We start from the raw sequence: 14749 nt of genomic DNA, 5'->3' as shown, positions 1-14749 counted from the left end.
GGTCACGCATACTCCGGGAAATCGATTGAGCGCCACGGCTCCCGGCATTCGAAGATATGCAGCGGATCGGGGTCCGGAGCGATGAGCACCGCATGCCAACGCCAGAGATTGGCGTTGGTCAATTCGGTGCCGCCCCACCAGCGCCGGATCGGATTGTGCCTGCTGAAATCCTCCTGCCCGGCCAGGATCGCCTTGCCGAGCGGCGTCAGCGACAGCGTGCTGGCCTTGTAGCGATCGAGGCGCTCGCGACTGTCGTGCATCTCGACCGAGAACGGCCATTCGGCAAGGCCCGAAATTACAGGCGTCGTCGCCAGCGCCAGATTTTCCAGGAGTGCGCCTGCTTCCCAATAGTCGAAGACGCGCCGCTGAAAGCGCTCGCGATAATGCGGAAACAGGTCGAACGGATGCTGATAACCGGCCGACAGCAATTCGAGGATGCGCAGTTCCGAGGCTCCGAGCCCTGTCGCTGCCCCCGGAAGCTCATCGAGCATCTCCTGCACGCAGCGGCGCAGCTGCGGCAATGCGCTGAGATCGTAGTTCAACAAATCGAACCAGGGTTGCGGAGTCGGCGCCCGAAACGACTGCCAGGCCAAATGAGCCGAGTCGAGATGCTCGCGTGCGAGTTCAACCCCGGCAATCGTTCGACTGGCGAGTTGCTTCGTCGACGCATCGAACAGCGCTGCATCGACATGCCGCAACACGATCTTCGTTGCGACCTGCGCATGATTGCGCAGATAATCCAGCAACCAGACCAAGACCAACTGGTCATTCGGACGGGTATCCATCCATAGCTCGACGCTGTCGCAACGCTCGACGAGATCGAGGAAGCTGTGCGTCCGCCCTCCGACCGCCATGAAGTCGCGGCGCGAGGCGAAATCCAACCAGTGACCGATCTCGCGCCGCGTGGTGTGGGTGCCGAGATAAGCCGACAGGTCGGCATCGGGCGGCAGCGGTCCCCACACGAACCGGTGGAGAATTGGCACCACAAGGTCGGCAAAGCCGCCCCTGCGAAGCGCCCCGGCGCTGGAATCATCGGCCGTTAGAATCAAACGCGTCATGCTCCTGCCTCCGCAGAGCTGGTCGGCTCAAGGCGCGATCAAGACGTTCGCGATCGGGTCCCACCGCCACAAATTTCCGTTGGTCAGTTCAGTACTGCCCCACCAGCGATGGATCGGATTGTGCCGGCTGAAATCCGTACGGCCGGTCAGGACTGCCTCACCGAAATCGGTCAACCGAGGCCAACTTTCCCGATAGATATCGAGGCGCCGCCGAAAATTTCCGAGCTCAACGATCTGGAGTTCGGGATTGAGCTCCATGATCGCAGGTACCGGGCCAAAAGCCAGCGGCTCAGCCAGAACAGCGGTCTCCCAGTCGTTGAAGATCGTGTGGCGGTAATAGCCGTTGAAATAGACGAGCGTGTTGAGGATGACGCTGAACCGGTGCGGAGGATCGGGATAGATCAACTCCAGCAATCCCATCTCGGTCGACCCAAGGCCGGTGCCTGGGGCTGGTAATTCAATAAGCAACCTCAGCACGGTGTCGCGCATAAGCGGAAACGCGCTCAAATCCTCTCGTAGCAGATCGCACCATGCTTGCGGTGTCGGCGAACGATAGGCTTGCCAGGCTCTGGAGGCGAGATCGACATGCGCGGACGTAATTGGAATCCGGGGAACTTCCATTTCGGCCGACTGCTCGGTGGAACGGCCGACCAGCCACTCGACCGGGCGAACGAAAAAATGCGGCGGAACGGCTTTGCGACGTCTGAGATAGTCCAGCAGCCAAATCAGCTCGAGCTGGTCGTTGGCGGTCGACTCGACCCAAACCTCAACGGTTTCAAAACATGCGCAAAGCTGGGCCAGACCAATGCCACGCACCTCGAACTGGTCGAGACGTTCCGAGGGAATGAAGTCCAGCCAGTGCGAACCCCGCTTTTGGTGTCGTTGTTCGGATCGCACATCGAAGCGGTCCTCCAGTTCATCCGTGGTGGGCGGACGACCAAACACCAGCCGTTGCAGATGACGTCCGAAGCAGTGACCGAAATGCAGGAACAGATCAGTCTGCTCGGTCGTATCCGATTTCGAGTAAAGATAGTTCGGCGTCAGGATAAGGCGCGTCATCGCTCGCCACCATGCAGCGCATATGACAGAGACAAGTGCGAAATAGTTGCGCGGATCCAGTCAGTTCGCCCGCGCGCTCGTCGTCAATTCTTCAAGTCGAGATCTGTTTGTATTGAACATCGGAAAAACGGGTGTTCTCGCCTTCCGAATCGAGGTGGATCAGCCTGAAGATACGTTTCGGCGGAGCCCCACGCGCAAACGGGCGCAGGACGGCAAGTCGACATCCTTAGCGCCCGCTGTCGTCGTAGACTTACTCTTCGGCCGGCTCTTCGCCGTCGCTGTCGGCATCGCGCTCTGCGCCAGCCAGGATCTGCTCGGCAATCAGGCCTGAGTTCTGGCGGATTGCAGCTTCGATCTTGGCAGTGAGGTCCGGGTTGGCGCGCAGGAAAGCTTTGGAGTTCTCGCGTCCCTGCCCGAGCCGCTGACTGTCATAGGAGAACCAGGCACCTGACTTTTCGACGATGCCGGCCTTGACGCCGAGATCGAGGATCTCGCCCATCTTGGAGACGCCCTCGCCGTACATGATGTCGAATTCGACCTGCTTGAACGGCGGCGCCAGCTTGTTCTTCACGACCTTGACGCGGGTGGAATTGCCGATCACCTCGTCGCGCTCCTTGATCGCACCGATGCGGCGGATGTCGAGACGAACCGAGGCGTAGAATTTCAGCGCATTGCCGCCGGTGGTGGTTTCCGGCGAGCCGTACATGACGCCGATCTTCATCCGGATCTGGTTGATGAAGATTACCATGGTGTTGGACTTGTTGATCGAGGCGGTCAGCTTGCGCAACGCTTGGCTCATCAGCCGCGCCTGCAGGCCCGGCAGCGACTCGCCCATCTCGCCTTCGAGCTCAGCCTTCGGCACCAGCGCCGCCACGGAATCGACCACCAGCACATCGACCGCGCCGGAGCGCACCAAGGTGTCGCAGATCTCCAGAGCCTGCTCGCCGGTGTCGGGCTGAGAGATCAGGAGCTCGTCGATATTGACACCGAGCTTGCGCGCGTAGATTGGGTCGAGCGCGTGCTCGGCATCGATGAAGGCGCAGATGCCACCCTTCTTCTGTGCTTCCGCCACGCAATGCAGCGCCAAAGTCGTCTTGCCCGAGGATTCCGGCCCGTAAATCTCGACGATACGCCCCTTCGGCAAGCCACCGACCCCGAGCGCGATGTCGAGCCCAAGCGAGCCGGTCGACACCGTCTCGATATCCATCGAGCGGTCGTTCTTGCCGAGCTTCATGACCGAGCCCTTGCCGAACTGGCGCTCGATCTGGGACAGGGCTGCGGACAGCGCCTTACTTTTATCCATGGAGGAACCTTCGACGATACGCAGGGCGGTGGCGGACATTGGCGCTCCTTATGGCGGGGATTCGCGGGATGGACAAACGGTTAACGAGACTGGGGCCGGTAATCTTTGGTGCATCTGCCGCGCAATGTACCCGATCTGTTCTCTGTTCGCAATATGTTCCGTTGCCAGACCCGCGACTTTTAGGCGTCCGCCCGATGGGCCCCCCTCCGCGTCCTAACCCGAGAGCGAGCAGGCGGCCCGCCGTCGATTGCGGCAGCAACCGCGACGCGTCTCGCGCTCGACGTCGATAGCCAGCAAGGCGGATCGGCGACTCTCTCTCATTCCGCACCTGTGAAGGTTGCGTGTCGCGCGGCGCGCAAGAGCGCCAACTGCGCCGATGGAACCCGTCCAGAACCAGGCTTGCCCGCCGCCGACGCTCGCGCGCGATCTCGCTCGCGAGCGGGATCGAAGCAGCCGCCTTCCCTCGCTCCGCTCCGAATGCGGCCTTCAGTTTGAAATTCCGATGACGAGAGTGCGGCAACGACTTGATCGGAACTTCATTTCGCCGCACCGGCGCAAAGCTCACGCCACGAAGACACAACTAATAATTGATCATCGCCATAAGCGCTGTGAATTATGACACGATGTGACATGAAGCGCAGCCGCTGCGCGCATTAGAGCGTGTGATCTCCAACTAAGTCACTCATGGCGAGCATTGGTCTTCTCAACAGATCTCGTCCCTGCCACAACCCGCACGAACAAGCGATCAAGAGTTTCCCGTTTAGATCGCCCGTGGTTCTCCTGAGAAGAACGAAGTTCCGGCCGAGCTTCCGCTTTTGTTCGCATGCAAACGCTACCCGTTTAGGCAGCCGCAAACCATGTCCACAATTCTCCCGCGCGAATGGAGTTCGGCGGCGAAGCCTGCCACGCGAACCAACAACCTGCTTTCGCTCGGTGCGGGGGCGGCGCCGAAGCCGGACGCCGCTACTCGCAGGCCGCACGGACCCGGCGCTCGCAACAGCCCGCAACACGACCACGGTGTCGGACGTCCACACCGCAAACATCGCTTGGCTACCGTCTAGGCAACTTCTGCGCGAGCGGCTCATGCAGCGAATGTGACGTTCCGATGATTTGGGCGGTCTTGCGGAAATCAGGCCGCCTTCTGCAAGCGCCTAAAGCGTTCCAAACGGAAGGGTGCGGGGTCGACGCAAGGCGTCGATCCCGTCACCAGATCAGCCATCAACGCACCAGCTCCGGGACCGATGCCGAAGCCATGACCGGAAAAGCCGGTCGCGATATGAAGGCCAGGAACTGAACCGACCGGCGCTATGACCGGAACGGCATCGGGCGTGACGTCCATGAGGCCTGCCCACATCTGCGTAACCTTGGCGCCGCGGAACGCTGGGAAGGCTTCGCTCAGATGGCTGAGGCCGCCATGGACCAGTCGCCACGACGGATCGGGATCGAGAATGCGGACCTGTTCGAAAGGCGTCACCTCGTCGCTTTTCCAGCTTCGGGCCATCGACAGTTCGCGAAAGAATTGTCCGCCGATGCGAAGCGTCAGCTCCCTCCAGCTCTTGATGAGAGTCGGCGTGTAGTCGCGGAACAGACGGAAGCTGTCCGGCGTGATCGGCGCGATGTTCGCGTTCCGCTGGGCAACGGTGAAGCCGCCGTCGAGGCGACGGCGGAAGGCGAAGTTGCCGGCACCGACGGCGAAATCAGGAACACCTTCGACCGCTGACACACGGGCGACACTGCCGAGAATCTTCAGGACAGGAAGATCGATACCCATGTTGCCGGCGAAGAGACGCGACCATGCGCCTCCCGCAAGAACGACCGACGAACAGCGGATCTCGCCGCGCTCGGTGACGCAGCCGCTCACCCTGCCCGCCGATCGTTCGATGGTACGGACAGCGCAATTGGTGAGGATGTGCGCTCCCTTGGCGGCCGCGCCGCGGGCAATGGCCGGGGCCGCGATGAACGGCTCAGCCTTGCCGTCGCTCGGCGTATGCAAGGCAGCGCGGAAGGATTTCGCCATTCCGGGCATGAGCGCCTTCAAAGACTCACCTCTGACAAGACGGGAGTCGAGGCCGAGCTGCTTGGCATGTTTCAGCCAATCCTCATACATCGCAACATCGGCGTCCGTGTCGCAGAGATATGCAATTCCAGCCTGCCGGAAACCCGTCTCGCCGCCGATGCGCGCATTCATGCCGCGCCAGATCCGGAGACTTTCGATGGCGAGCGGCAGCTCGGCCGGATCGCGCCCCATCTGACGTACCCAGCCCCAGTTTCGCGCCGACTGCTCCGCAGCGATCAATCCCTTTTCGCACAAGGCGACGCTCACGCCGCGCTCGACCAACGACAGCGCGGTGGATACGCCGATGATGCCGCCGCCGATGACGACGACATCCACCTTCGCCGGCAGTTCCTGCGGCGTCACGACAAGCTCGGGAATAATTCTAGACACGTCGTCCTCCTGGAAACGAACAAGGCGGTATGGATCAGGTGCGCCGTCCAGCCCTGAAATGGGCAATCAGGCGCTCGGTCCGCTCAGGGTCTGTGTAGGCAGAGACGTCTCCGAAAAGGAGAGCTGCCTCCGCCTCACTCATGAGACCTTGGGCGATCGCGGCATCCCGAATCGACAGGCCGTGTTTGGCCGCATGCTTTGCGATCGCGGAGGCCGTCGGATAGTCGTAGATCGCCGCAAGTGCGGTCGAAAGCGCAAGCGAGCCGGACGCATCGGCGAGACAGCGCTCGACATTCGCCGCGATTCCCACCACGCAGTTGGAGACGAACAGCGGCACGGCGCGGCGCATCAGGCGGATGGACTCGCTGAGCGCTTCGAGAATGATAGATTCCCAGACGTTCAGATCCAGTTCGCCCTCCGCGGCGCGTGTCACCGTCGCATCGTTACCGATCACGCGAAACGCGACCTGCATCATCATTTCCGGCATCACGGGGTTCACCTTACCGGGCATGATGGAAGAGCCGGGCTGCACGGCAGGGAGCACGATCTCCCCAAGACCAGCCCTCGGTCCGGAGGACATCAGCCGCAAGTCGGCCGACAGTTTCGACAGGACCAGCGCGGTCGCCTTCAGAGCGGCAGAGACGTGCACCCAGTGATCCGCGTTCTGAAGTGCATCGAACAGATCCTGTTCCGCGTCGTAGCGCTTGCCGGTCAGGACAGCGAGCTCGTCGAAAATCGCCGCACGATAGCCCGTCGAGGCACCGAAGCCAGTTCCAACCGCCGTCGCACCGAGTGGCAGCCGAAGGCAGGAGGCCTCGAGCCCGGCAAGATCCACGATCTGGCGCTCGAGCGCCGCGCGATATCCCGAGATCTGCTGCCCGAGCATGACCGGCAGAGCATCCTGCAGGCAGGTGCGCGCCAGCTTGACGACGCCGGCGAATGCCTCCTCCTTTGCAGAAAGCGCTTCGACAAGACCGGTCAGTGTGGCGCGCAACGCGGCGAGCTCTCCACCCAACGCCATCTTCATGGCCGAGGGAATGACATCGTTCGTGGATTGCCCCATGTTCACATGGGTGTTCGGGTGAACGGGATCCGGCCCCCTGCGCCCGGTCAGGATTTCACTCGCCCGGTTCGCCAGGACTTCGTTGACGTTCATGTTGGCGGCCGTACCGCCGCCGCCGTGATAGATGTCGACGGGGAAATCCGCACGCCTGATGGCACCGGCATACTCCGATGCGGCCCGGTCGATCGCCTCGGCAATTCGCCCATCCAGATTGCCGGCGCGCCGGTTGGCGCGTGCCGCGGCCTGCTTGATCGTGATGATCGCGGCAACGAACCCCTCGATATCGGCGATGGATCGTCCGGAAATCGAGAAGTTCTCGACCGCCCGCACCGTTTGGATTCCATAGGCGAGATCATCGGGAATGAGACGCGTACCAAGCGCGTCCTCTTCCAGGCGGACTGAAGTGGCGGGCTCGTCCATCTCAGCGCCCCGGCCGATCGAACAAATCGCGCAACCGATACCAGCCCGCGAAAAACGGTACGAACCATGGCCTGCCCGAGTAGAGGGGCACGGCCGTAAACGTCTCCCGGTCGAATGCCGATGGCATGTTCTGCTGGCCGAGAATTTTCCGCGCCGTCTGGTAACCGAGATAGGTCATCAGCGCGACACCGTTGCCGTTGCAGCCGGCCGCAAAATCCGTCCCGTCCCGCGCGCCGAGATGGGCGATCTTGTCGACGGTCATGGCGACGCGTCCGCTCCAGGCATGGGTGATCTTGACGCCCGCAAGCTGCGGCCAGATCGCCAGCATGCGCGCATAAAGCCGCTTCGCAGCAAGCCTGTCCGGCATATCGAAGATGCCCGGGCGCGAGCCGAAGAGAAGCCGCGTTCCATCGGGCGACGGCCGTGCATAGATGAGATCGCGGCGCGTGTCGGACACCATGCGAGCCTGCGGTATGAGCTCGGCCAACAGATCTGCGGGGAGCGGCTCGGTGGCGATCTGATAGCTCTTGACCGGCACGATGCGCCTGGCGAGACCGGGCGTGGCATCGGCTGCGGTGTAGCCGTTCGTCGCGGCGACGACGTGGGCAGCGCGGATGCTGCCCCTTGCCGTCGGCACGATCTTTTCTCCCGGCCGCCCGTCCTGCACGATGCCAGCTCGCGCATGCGATCGCAGCATGACGCCGGCCGCACGCGCGCGGTCCCGCATTGCCTTGTGATATTTGCCCGGATGGAGACCGCCATATTGGTCGATCACCATGCCGCCATGATAATAGTCCGAGCCGATGGCGGCCCGCTGATGCGCGCGATCGAGGAAATGGACCGTGACGCCGGTCTTCTCCGCCAGCAGCGTGCCATGCCGCTTCAGGATGTCGTAGTCGCCAGCGGCATGGGCGCCGAAAAAGCGGCCGGTCAGCGCAAGGCCCGCATCCAGTTTTTCCGTCTCGACCAACATTTTCAGATAGTCGAAGCTCTCGTTGCTCTCGCCGATCAGGCGCAAGAACAGCGCGGGGTCGATGCCCCGGATCGCGCCGCCGACAACCAGCTTCTGGCCACTCGACACCATGCCGCCCGACCGCGTCGAGGCCCCCTCGCCGATCCGGTCACCGTCGATGACAACGACCGAGCGGCCGGCGCGTGCCAGATGCGTCGCCGCGTTCAGGCCGGCATAGCCCGAACCTATGACCACGACGTCGGCGCGCGCAGGCAACGGATCGAGATCGGTCTCTGGCTCAGCGGCCTCCCACCAATACGGCGCCTCCTTGAAGTCCTTGGCGTAGATATCTTCGAAACGGGCCATGATGCATCGAGCCGTGCGGCTCGCCTTTCATTGAACGTAGGATGGAGCACGGAGCCACTCCCGGAACGTCGACTGCGCCGGGCCGGACGGCGTTCGTCCGGCCCGGCGGTGCGATCAGAGAACCTGACCGAGAAATTCACGCGTGCGAAGGTCCTGCGGATTGTCGAAGAGTTCTGCCGGAGGCGCGCTTTCCACGATCAATCCATGATCGGTGAAGCAAACGCGGTGCGAGACTTCCCGCGCGAATTTCATTTCGTGAGTCACGAGGATGCAGGTCAGGCCGTCGTCCACGAGTTCGCGGATGGTCCAGAGCACGTCCTTCACCGTTTCGGGATCGAGTGCGGCCGTCACCTCGTCGAACAGGATCACCTCCGGCTGCATCGCGAGCGCACGGGCGATCGCCACCCGCTGCTGCTGGCCTCCGGAAAGCTGCCCGGGATAGCTGTCCGCCTTCTCCAAGAGCCGCACTTTCTTCAGGAGTTTGCGGGCCCGATCCTCGACTTCGGCCCGATCGTGGCCGAGCACCTGGATCGGCGCCATCATGATGTTTTCCAATGCCGTACGGTGCGGGAAGAGATTGTATTGCTGGAACACCATCGCGACCTGACGCCGTAGCGCCCGCATCGCCCTCTCCGACTTCATTTCGTGCACGCGGTGTGCGCCGACGCGGACAAAGCCCTGGTCCACCGGGATCAGGCCGTTGATGCAGCGTAAGATGGTGGACTTCCCCGACCCGGAGGGGCCGATGATGCAGACCGCCTCGCCTTTTTGCACGAACATCGAGATGCCCTTGAGGACCGGAACGTCGCCGAACGACTTCTTGATGTCGTCGACTTCGATCAAAGCACCGCAACGACTCATAGATTGTCTCCTTTCACGGCACGTTCCAGCCGGCGCGCGACGGCCGCGATGGGATAACAATAGGCGAAGAACAGGAAGAGAATGGTCAGATAGAAGTATACGATCACACGCTCGCTCTCGATCGCGAGCGAGGTGTTGAGGATGGTCAGGACATCCTGGATGCCGGTCACCGTCGCAAGCGCGGTTGCGATCATCACCAACGCGTAGAGATTCATCCAACCTGGGATCATGCGCCGCAGCGCCTGCGGCATGATCACGTGGCGATAGATCTGGCCGGTGGTATAGCCGAGCGAGCGCGCTGCCTCCCACTGTCCGCTGTGGATGGACTGGACGGCGCCTCGGATCACTTCGGAGAAATTCGCCGCGGTCGGCAGCGCAAGACCGATCACTGCCTTCACAAAAGGCGGGAAAGGAACGATCCAGCCGAAGACGTGGATCTCGAACGGCAGGATGTAGAGCATCGCAAAGAGCAGAACGAGCCAGGGCGCATTGCGCAGGAAATTCATCGCCAGCAAGGAAGGGATGCGGACCAATCCGAACTTGGACAGCGTGGCAATGCCGATGATCGTACCGAGGACCGTCGCCAGCGCCATCGCTGCGATGGAGACGAGAATGTTGAGCGCAAAGCCGCCTGTCACCGGCCAGCCGCTGCCGGAGCCTGTCAGAAGCAGAGGAAGCCGCATCAGCACCCGCGCCCAATACGCCGAGCCGCCCGCCGCGGCATCGATTCCGACCCAGACCACCACAGCCAAGGCGATCAGCAACAGAACGGCGCGCTTCTTTTGCTCGTAGGAAAACGTGTAGCCCACGATCAGTGCCCCTTTCCGTAACCGGGAAAGGCCATGAAGGCTTCGAGCCTCGCCATTGCGAATGTCAAGATGGACACGAGCGTGACATAGATGAGGAGCACGAGGATCATGACCTCCAGCGTGCGGAACGTGTCGTTATAGATCTGTCCGGCGTAGTACATCAGCTCCGGCACCGTGATGACGGATGCCTGCGATGTCGTCTTGAACAGATTCGTCAGGATGTTGGTCAGCCCCGGCAGGCAGATGCGGGTCGCGATCGGTGCCTCGATGCGCCAGAACCTGGCCCATCGGCCGTACCCCAACGACCGCGCGGCCTCGACAATCGACCGGGGCATAGTTTCGATGCCTGAGCGAAACGTCTCTATGGCCAGCGCTCCACCGAACAGGCTGAGCGACATCGCGGCACAAGCGAACGCGCTGAGAAGCGGAACCGATAATCCCGTCGAAGGGTCGATCACCCGCAGGCCAAGGGTAGACAGGGTGAAATAGGCGAACAGCATCTGCAACAGCGGCGGCGTATTTCGAAACACTTCCACGAACAGCTCGATCAAAGCGTCGAGCCAGAATATCCGCAGCGTGAGGCCAAAGGCTCCGAGGATGCCGATGAGCATGGCGACGCTCGATGAGAGCGCCGCCAGCTTCAGAGTGTTGACGACCCCGGTCAGCAGCCAATGCTGGTATGTCGAGTCGGCAAGCCAGGAATAGTCGAGACCGAACAAGGGTCGCTCCGCGTCGGTCAGTTCTTCTTCGCGGCCGCAGCCTTGGCCCGCTCGGCGATGTAAGCGGAATGCGGCATGCCGAATTCGGTTTCCCACGCGATCAGCTTGCCTTCGGCCTCGGCCTTCCCGATGGCCTTGTCGACAGCTTCGCGAAATGTCGCATCTCCCTTGCGGAGACCGCCGGCCATCGGCTGGAATTCATAGGGCGCAACCGCGATCTTGTAGTTCGTCCAGTCGGCCTCCTTGAGCTTCTGCTGGAGCGTCATATCGTCGAAAACAAAGCCGATGCAGCGATTGTCCTTCAGCGCACGATAGGCTTCCGGCTGCGTCTTGAAGGCGATGAGATTGATGCCGAATTCCTCGGTCATTTTCTTGTTGTAGTAGGAGCCCTGGATGCCGCAGACCTGCTTGCCCTTCAGATCCTCCCACTTGGAGATCGTGGCCTCCTTGGCCATCAGAACCGAGGGGCCCGCGGCGGAGACATATTCCGTCGTGAAGTCGATCACCTTGCCGCGCTCGGCGGTGACGCCGAGCGTCGCGAAGATCGCATCGATGCGGCCGGCGGTCAGGAATTCGATGCGGTTGGCGGCGACGACCGGCACGAGTTCGATCTTGTCCTCCGAGCCGAGCAACTCCTTGGCGACGTATTTCGCGAGCGAGACCTCGAAGCCGACCACTTCGCCCTTGTCGTTCAGATAGCCGTACGGCGCGTAGTCATTCTTGACGCCGACGACGAGCTTGCCGCGCGCCTTGATGTCATCGAGCGTGCCGGCCATGGCGGCGCCATCGACAAGAAGGGCGACGAGCGCAAGAGCCGAAACACCTATCGTTTTGAGGTTCGTCATTTGGTCCCCGTGGGTCAATGATGACCTGCCGGCGCTGTTGCGACAGCGCCGCTTCAGCCATCAGCTTTGCGGATGCGCGGATCGCCCAGAATTTATGCAATTCTTTGTGGCGACCTATTTTTCATCATTGAAGGCATAAATTTCTCATTATACAAGTTACCAGAAGAAAATTTTTCATAATATGAGAACTTCTGTGCCGAGAGCCGACCATTCGCCGTCCGGAGGAGCGCAACTCCTTGACCGCGCAATCATCTTGCTGGACCTTGTCGCCGACGGCGGGGTCGAGGGCCTCTCACTCAAAGAGCTGACAGCCCGCTCCGGGCTCAACACGGCCACCTGCCATCGCATCCTCAACACGCTGGTCGGCCACAAACTGCTGGCCCGCGATGACAAGAAGCGGCGCTACCGGCTTGGCGCGCGCATGGCCATTTACGGTCTGCGCGCAGCCCGCGGCCCCGGCCTCATCAGCCGTTGCGAGGTCGCGCTGACCCGCCTGAGGCGCCGCACCGGCGACACGACCCATCTGATGACCCGCTTCAACCACGATTCGGTCTGTCTCGACCGGCGTGACGGCGAGTGCATCGTACCGACACTGACGGGATCGATCGGCGGTGCCGTGCCCCTCGGCGTCGGTCCGGGCTCGATCGCGATGCTCGCCTTCCTCGACGGGGACGAGCAGGACTACATCATCCGCGCCAACCTCCAGCGCTACGCGTCCTATCGCGATCTCACAGAGGACAAGGTTCGACAATTGATCAGCGATACACGCCGGCGCGGATACGCGGTCGACATCGGTGAACTTATTCCTGGCATTGCGGGGATAGGGATGCCGATCATGACGCCGGGCGAAAAGCCGGGCGCCGCCCTCAGTTTCACGTTTCTCTGCGCGAAGCTGGCGCCAGGCGTCGTCGAACACTACGCTTCGCTCCTGAAGGAGGAGATCGACGCGATCGTCGGTCAATAGGAAGTGTGGAGCGGGAAACTTACGACGACCTCTGCGGTGGCGAGCCTGAAGCTCCGATCAATTCGATCGCACGCTCACCATCGGAACTTCGACTTCAAAGCCGCGCGACGCGCAATGTTCTAAATGCAAGGCCCTGAACTCCCTCCGCGCGAAGGAAGCCCTGGCTGCAACGCCGGGCTTTTGACGAAGGTACAGCTTCGAACCACCACAACAGGATGCTCGATCATTGAGGTCCGACACGACGAGCAAAAAAAGGTGGTCACACGGCCAGCACCCCGGAATAGCCAAGCGGGACTGCGCTTAATTGACGTATGCGAACAGACGATGTGATCTGCCCCAGTTGCAAGGCAGGCTTCCGCCGGATCGAGCTTCAGTCGCAGACCGGAAGCGCCGGCGAGATCAGGTGCCCGCTTTGCGGCGAGCTTCTCGAAGTGGTCGACGGCGCAACCGAGGTTGCATATCGGCTGACGGTCGCTCCGGAACGAATCTCCGACGAGAACGGCTGACGCCGTGCATCTCCGTGTGTTTCCGGGGACGCGAACTGCTTTGACCTGACTCAAGGTGTGGTTGAACAGCCCGCACTAGAATTATGTCGTCATTGCCGAACTGCCCTTGAAAAGGGAGCTACGACGTTGACGCCGAGCCTCGGCCCGCGGCGGTCCGAGGCTCGGTCACTTTTGCGCGAGGGTATCGCGGCCTGTGGCAACCGGACGACACGAGTCACCTTCGCATGTCACTGCAGCGTCCGTCAGCCGCAGATCGGCGCGCCATATGGATTGACATTGCTCCGCTGAAGCGGCTGCAATGGCCATATCGGTTGCCGCTCCGCGACCTCGTGAACGCCTCCAGTTGAACGATGACTGTCCATACCCCTCCTCTGCTCACGCCTGAAGAATTTGCATCACTGCTCGAGATCGCAGTCGGCGAATCCAAATCCAGCGTACCGCAGGCTCATGTGACCAGGCTGGTGACGTTGGGCTATGTCGCCATTGCCGACAATGCTCCCGTCGTCACAGGCGATGGATTGCTGCGGATCACGGAAAGCGAATGAATTCGGCGCCAACCGGCGCCATATCGACGGCAGCTAAATTCGGCAGAACGGCTCGCACTCCGCAACCAAAAGCTGAACGGATCAACCGTATTTTCCCGGAATTGATCTGAGCGCTGTTTGCGCCTCCATTGTCCGGCATTCGTGGATTAACCCAGCGGCCTGGGGCGGTCACGGCTCACCGGTTTTGGAATGCCGCTCTATTTTTTTCGTATTCGAAACGGCTGCTATTCGGGGGTCTCGGAATATGGGACCGAATGTCCCGATCGCAATGCTGCCTGGAAAGAGATGACCACCGTCTGCGCCGACATGGCGAGCAGCATCTCGCGCAAGCTTGCCGAAAATTCCGAATGGCAGATGGAGCTGCTCGACGAGGCCAAACAGCCGGTGTTCCGTATCCGGATCGTGGCCGAATCTCTCGACCGAGCCTGATCCGACCGCCCAGCGCCTTCCGATTCCGCCATTCGCATCGGATCCGGGCCGGGCAAGCGTGCCTGCAAATTTCGGAACCGAGGGGTACTGACAAACCGTTGATTCCACGACCGATTTGAATGTGCATGTCCGAGGGCGGATGCGCGGACCGCAGAACCTTGATCTAGATCAACACATTCGGTCCGATCCTGGCCGACTTATCCCAAAAGATGGGTAATCTGATCTTTAAATGTCCCCGGACCGGGATGAACGTGCAGCATTGGCTGGAAGAGTCTAAGGCCGGCGATCCGACCTCGTATGAAACCGTGGTCTGCAAGGCCTGCACCCGGCTTCATTTCATCAACCGTCACACCCGGAAGCTCCTCGGAGAAAACGAACCACGTCCGGATGTTTCCTGACGCCGA

The 14749-nt window shown here is 61.5% G+C and carries 13 protein-coding genes; 3 read left to right on the top strand and 10 right to left on the bottom strand.

What is annotated here, in order from left to right; genetic code table 11:
* Positions 1 to 2: 2 nt before the first annotated feature.
* From QX071_RS24800 to QX071_RS24755, 10 genes are all read right to left on the bottom strand, one after another.
* Positions 3 to 1058, bottom strand: a complete 1056-nt coding sequence (locus QX071_RS24800; protein ID WP_315706089.1) for a DUF1835 domain-containing protein — start codon at positions 1056 to 1058, stop codon at positions 3 to 5.
* A 27-nt stretch (positions 1059 to 1085) separates the two neighbouring features.
* Positions 1086 to 2117: a hypothetical protein gene (locus QX071_RS24795; RefSeq protein WP_315706090.1), complete on the bottom strand. Its 1032-nt coding sequence runs from the start codon at positions 2115 to 2117 to the stop codon at positions 1086 to 1088.
* A 250-nt stretch (positions 2118 to 2367) separates the two neighbouring features.
* Complete coding sequence (gene recA, locus QX071_RS24790; RefSeq protein ID WP_315706091.1) at positions 2368 to 3459, bottom strand: recombinase RecA; 1092 nt, start codon at positions 3457 to 3459, stop codon at positions 2368 to 2370.
* Positions 3460 to 4549: 1090 nt separating this feature from the next.
* Positions 4550 to 5866: an FAD-binding oxidoreductase gene (locus tag QX071_RS24785; RefSeq protein ID WP_315706092.1), complete on the bottom strand. Its 1317-nt coding sequence runs from the start codon at positions 5864 to 5866 to the stop codon at positions 4550 to 4552.
* 34 nt (positions 5867 to 5900) lie between these two features.
* Positions 5901 to 7349, bottom strand: a complete 1449-nt coding sequence (locus tag QX071_RS24780) for an aspartate ammonia-lyase (protein ID WP_315807317.1) — start codon at positions 7347 to 7349, stop codon at positions 5901 to 5903.
* 1 nt (position 7350) lies between these two features.
* The gene (locus tag QX071_RS24775) at positions 7351 to 8667 is read right to left on the bottom strand and encodes an FAD-binding oxidoreductase (RefSeq protein WP_315741450.1); all 1317 of its coding nucleotides are present in this window, start codon (positions 8665 to 8667) and stop codon (positions 7351 to 7353) included.
* Positions 8668 to 8781: 114 nt separating this feature from the next.
* Positions 8782 to 9528 carry an amino acid ABC transporter ATP-binding protein gene (locus tag QX071_RS24770; RefSeq protein ID WP_315706095.1) on the bottom strand — a complete coding sequence of 249 codons (747 nt, stop codon included), beginning with the start codon at positions 9526 to 9528 and terminating at the stop codon, positions 8782 to 8784.
* On the bottom strand, positions 9525 to 10337 hold the full coding sequence (locus QX071_RS24765; protein ID WP_315741452.1) for an amino acid ABC transporter permease: 813 nt from the start codon (positions 10335 to 10337) through the stop codon (positions 9525 to 9527). Before QX071_RS24765 ends, QX071_RS24770 begins: the two co-directional genes overlap by 4 nt.
* A gap of 2 nt (positions 10338 to 10339) precedes the next feature.
* Positions 10340 to 11056 (bottom strand): amino acid ABC transporter permease, encoded by a 717-nt coding sequence (locus QX071_RS24760; RefSeq protein WP_315706097.1) that lies wholly within the window; start codon positions 11054 to 11056, stop codon positions 10340 to 10342.
* A 17-nt stretch (positions 11057 to 11073) separates the two neighbouring features.
* Positions 11074 to 11901, bottom strand: coding sequence for a transporter substrate-binding domain-containing protein (locus QX071_RS24755; RefSeq protein WP_316172089.1), 828 nt, complete (start codon positions 11899 to 11901; stop codon positions 11074 to 11076).
* A gap of 181 nt (positions 11902 to 12082) precedes the next feature.
* Between QX071_RS24755 and QX071_RS24750 the strand changes: the two genes are divergently transcribed.
* From QX071_RS24750 to QX071_RS24740, 3 genes are all read left to right on the top strand, one after another.
* Positions 12083 to 12865, top strand: coding sequence for an IclR family transcriptional regulator (locus QX071_RS24750; RefSeq protein ID WP_315706099.1), 783 nt, complete (start codon positions 12083 to 12085; stop codon positions 12863 to 12865).
* Positions 12866 to 13721: 856 nt separating this feature from the next.
* Positions 13722 to 13916, top strand: coding sequence for a hypothetical protein (locus tag QX071_RS24745; RefSeq protein WP_315706100.1), 195 nt, complete (start codon positions 13722 to 13724; stop codon positions 13914 to 13916).
* A 189-nt stretch (positions 13917 to 14105) separates the two neighbouring features.
* Complete coding sequence (locus QX071_RS24740; protein WP_315706101.1) at positions 14106 to 14345, top strand: DUF6894 family protein; 240 nt, start codon at positions 14106 to 14108, stop codon at positions 14343 to 14345.
* Positions 14346 to 14749 lie beyond the last annotated feature (404 nt).

It is taken from the genome of Bradyrhizobium sp. SZCCHNS1022 (assembly GCF_032484835.1).
GTDB lineage: Bacteria > Pseudomonadota > Alphaproteobacteria > Rhizobiales > Xanthobacteraceae > Bradyrhizobium.
The sequence above is the reverse complement of the archived record's forward strand: the minus strand, read 5'-3'. Positions and strand labels throughout refer to the sequence as shown.

Bases quoted from the DNA above. Each gene is read 5' to 3' on its own strand.
- QX071_RS24800 (WP_315706089.1), bottom strand. From the start codon at position 1,058: ATGACGCGTTTGATTCTAACGGCCGATGATTCCAGCGCCGGGGCGCTT.
- QX071_RS24795 (WP_315706090.1), bottom strand. From the start codon at position 2,117: ATGACGCGCCTTATCCTGACGCCGAACTATCTTTACTCGAAATCGGAT.
- recA (WP_315706091.1), bottom strand. From the start codon at position 3,459: ATGTCCGCCACCGCCCTGCGTATCGTCGAAGGTTCCTCCATGGATAAA.
- QX071_RS24780 (WP_315807317.1), bottom strand. From the start codon at position 7,349: ATGGACGAGCCCGCCACTTCAGTCCGCCTGGAAGAGGACGCGCTTGGT.
- QX071_RS24775 (WP_315741450.1), bottom strand. From the start codon at position 8,667: ATGGCCCGTTTCGAAGATATCTACGCCAAGGACTTCAAGGAGGCGCCG.
- QX071_RS24770 (WP_315706095.1), bottom strand. From the start codon at position 9,528: ATGAGTCGTTGCGGTGCTTTGATCGAAGTCGACGACATCAAGAAGTCG.
- QX071_RS24755 (WP_316172089.1), bottom strand. From the start codon at position 11,901: ATGACGAACCTCAAAACGATAGGTGTTTCGGCTCTTGCGCTCGTCGCC.
- QX071_RS24750 (WP_315706099.1), top strand. From the start codon at position 12,083: ATGAGAACTTCTGTGCCGAGAGCCGACCATTCGCCGTCCGGAGGAGCG.
- QX071_RS24745 (WP_315706100.1), top strand. From the start codon at position 13,722: ATGACTGTCCATACCCCTCCTCTGCTCACGCCTGAAGAATTTGCATCA.
- QX071_RS24740 (WP_315706101.1), top strand. From the start codon at position 14,106: ATGCCGCTCTATTTTTTTCGTATTCGAAACGGCTGCTATTCGGGGGTC.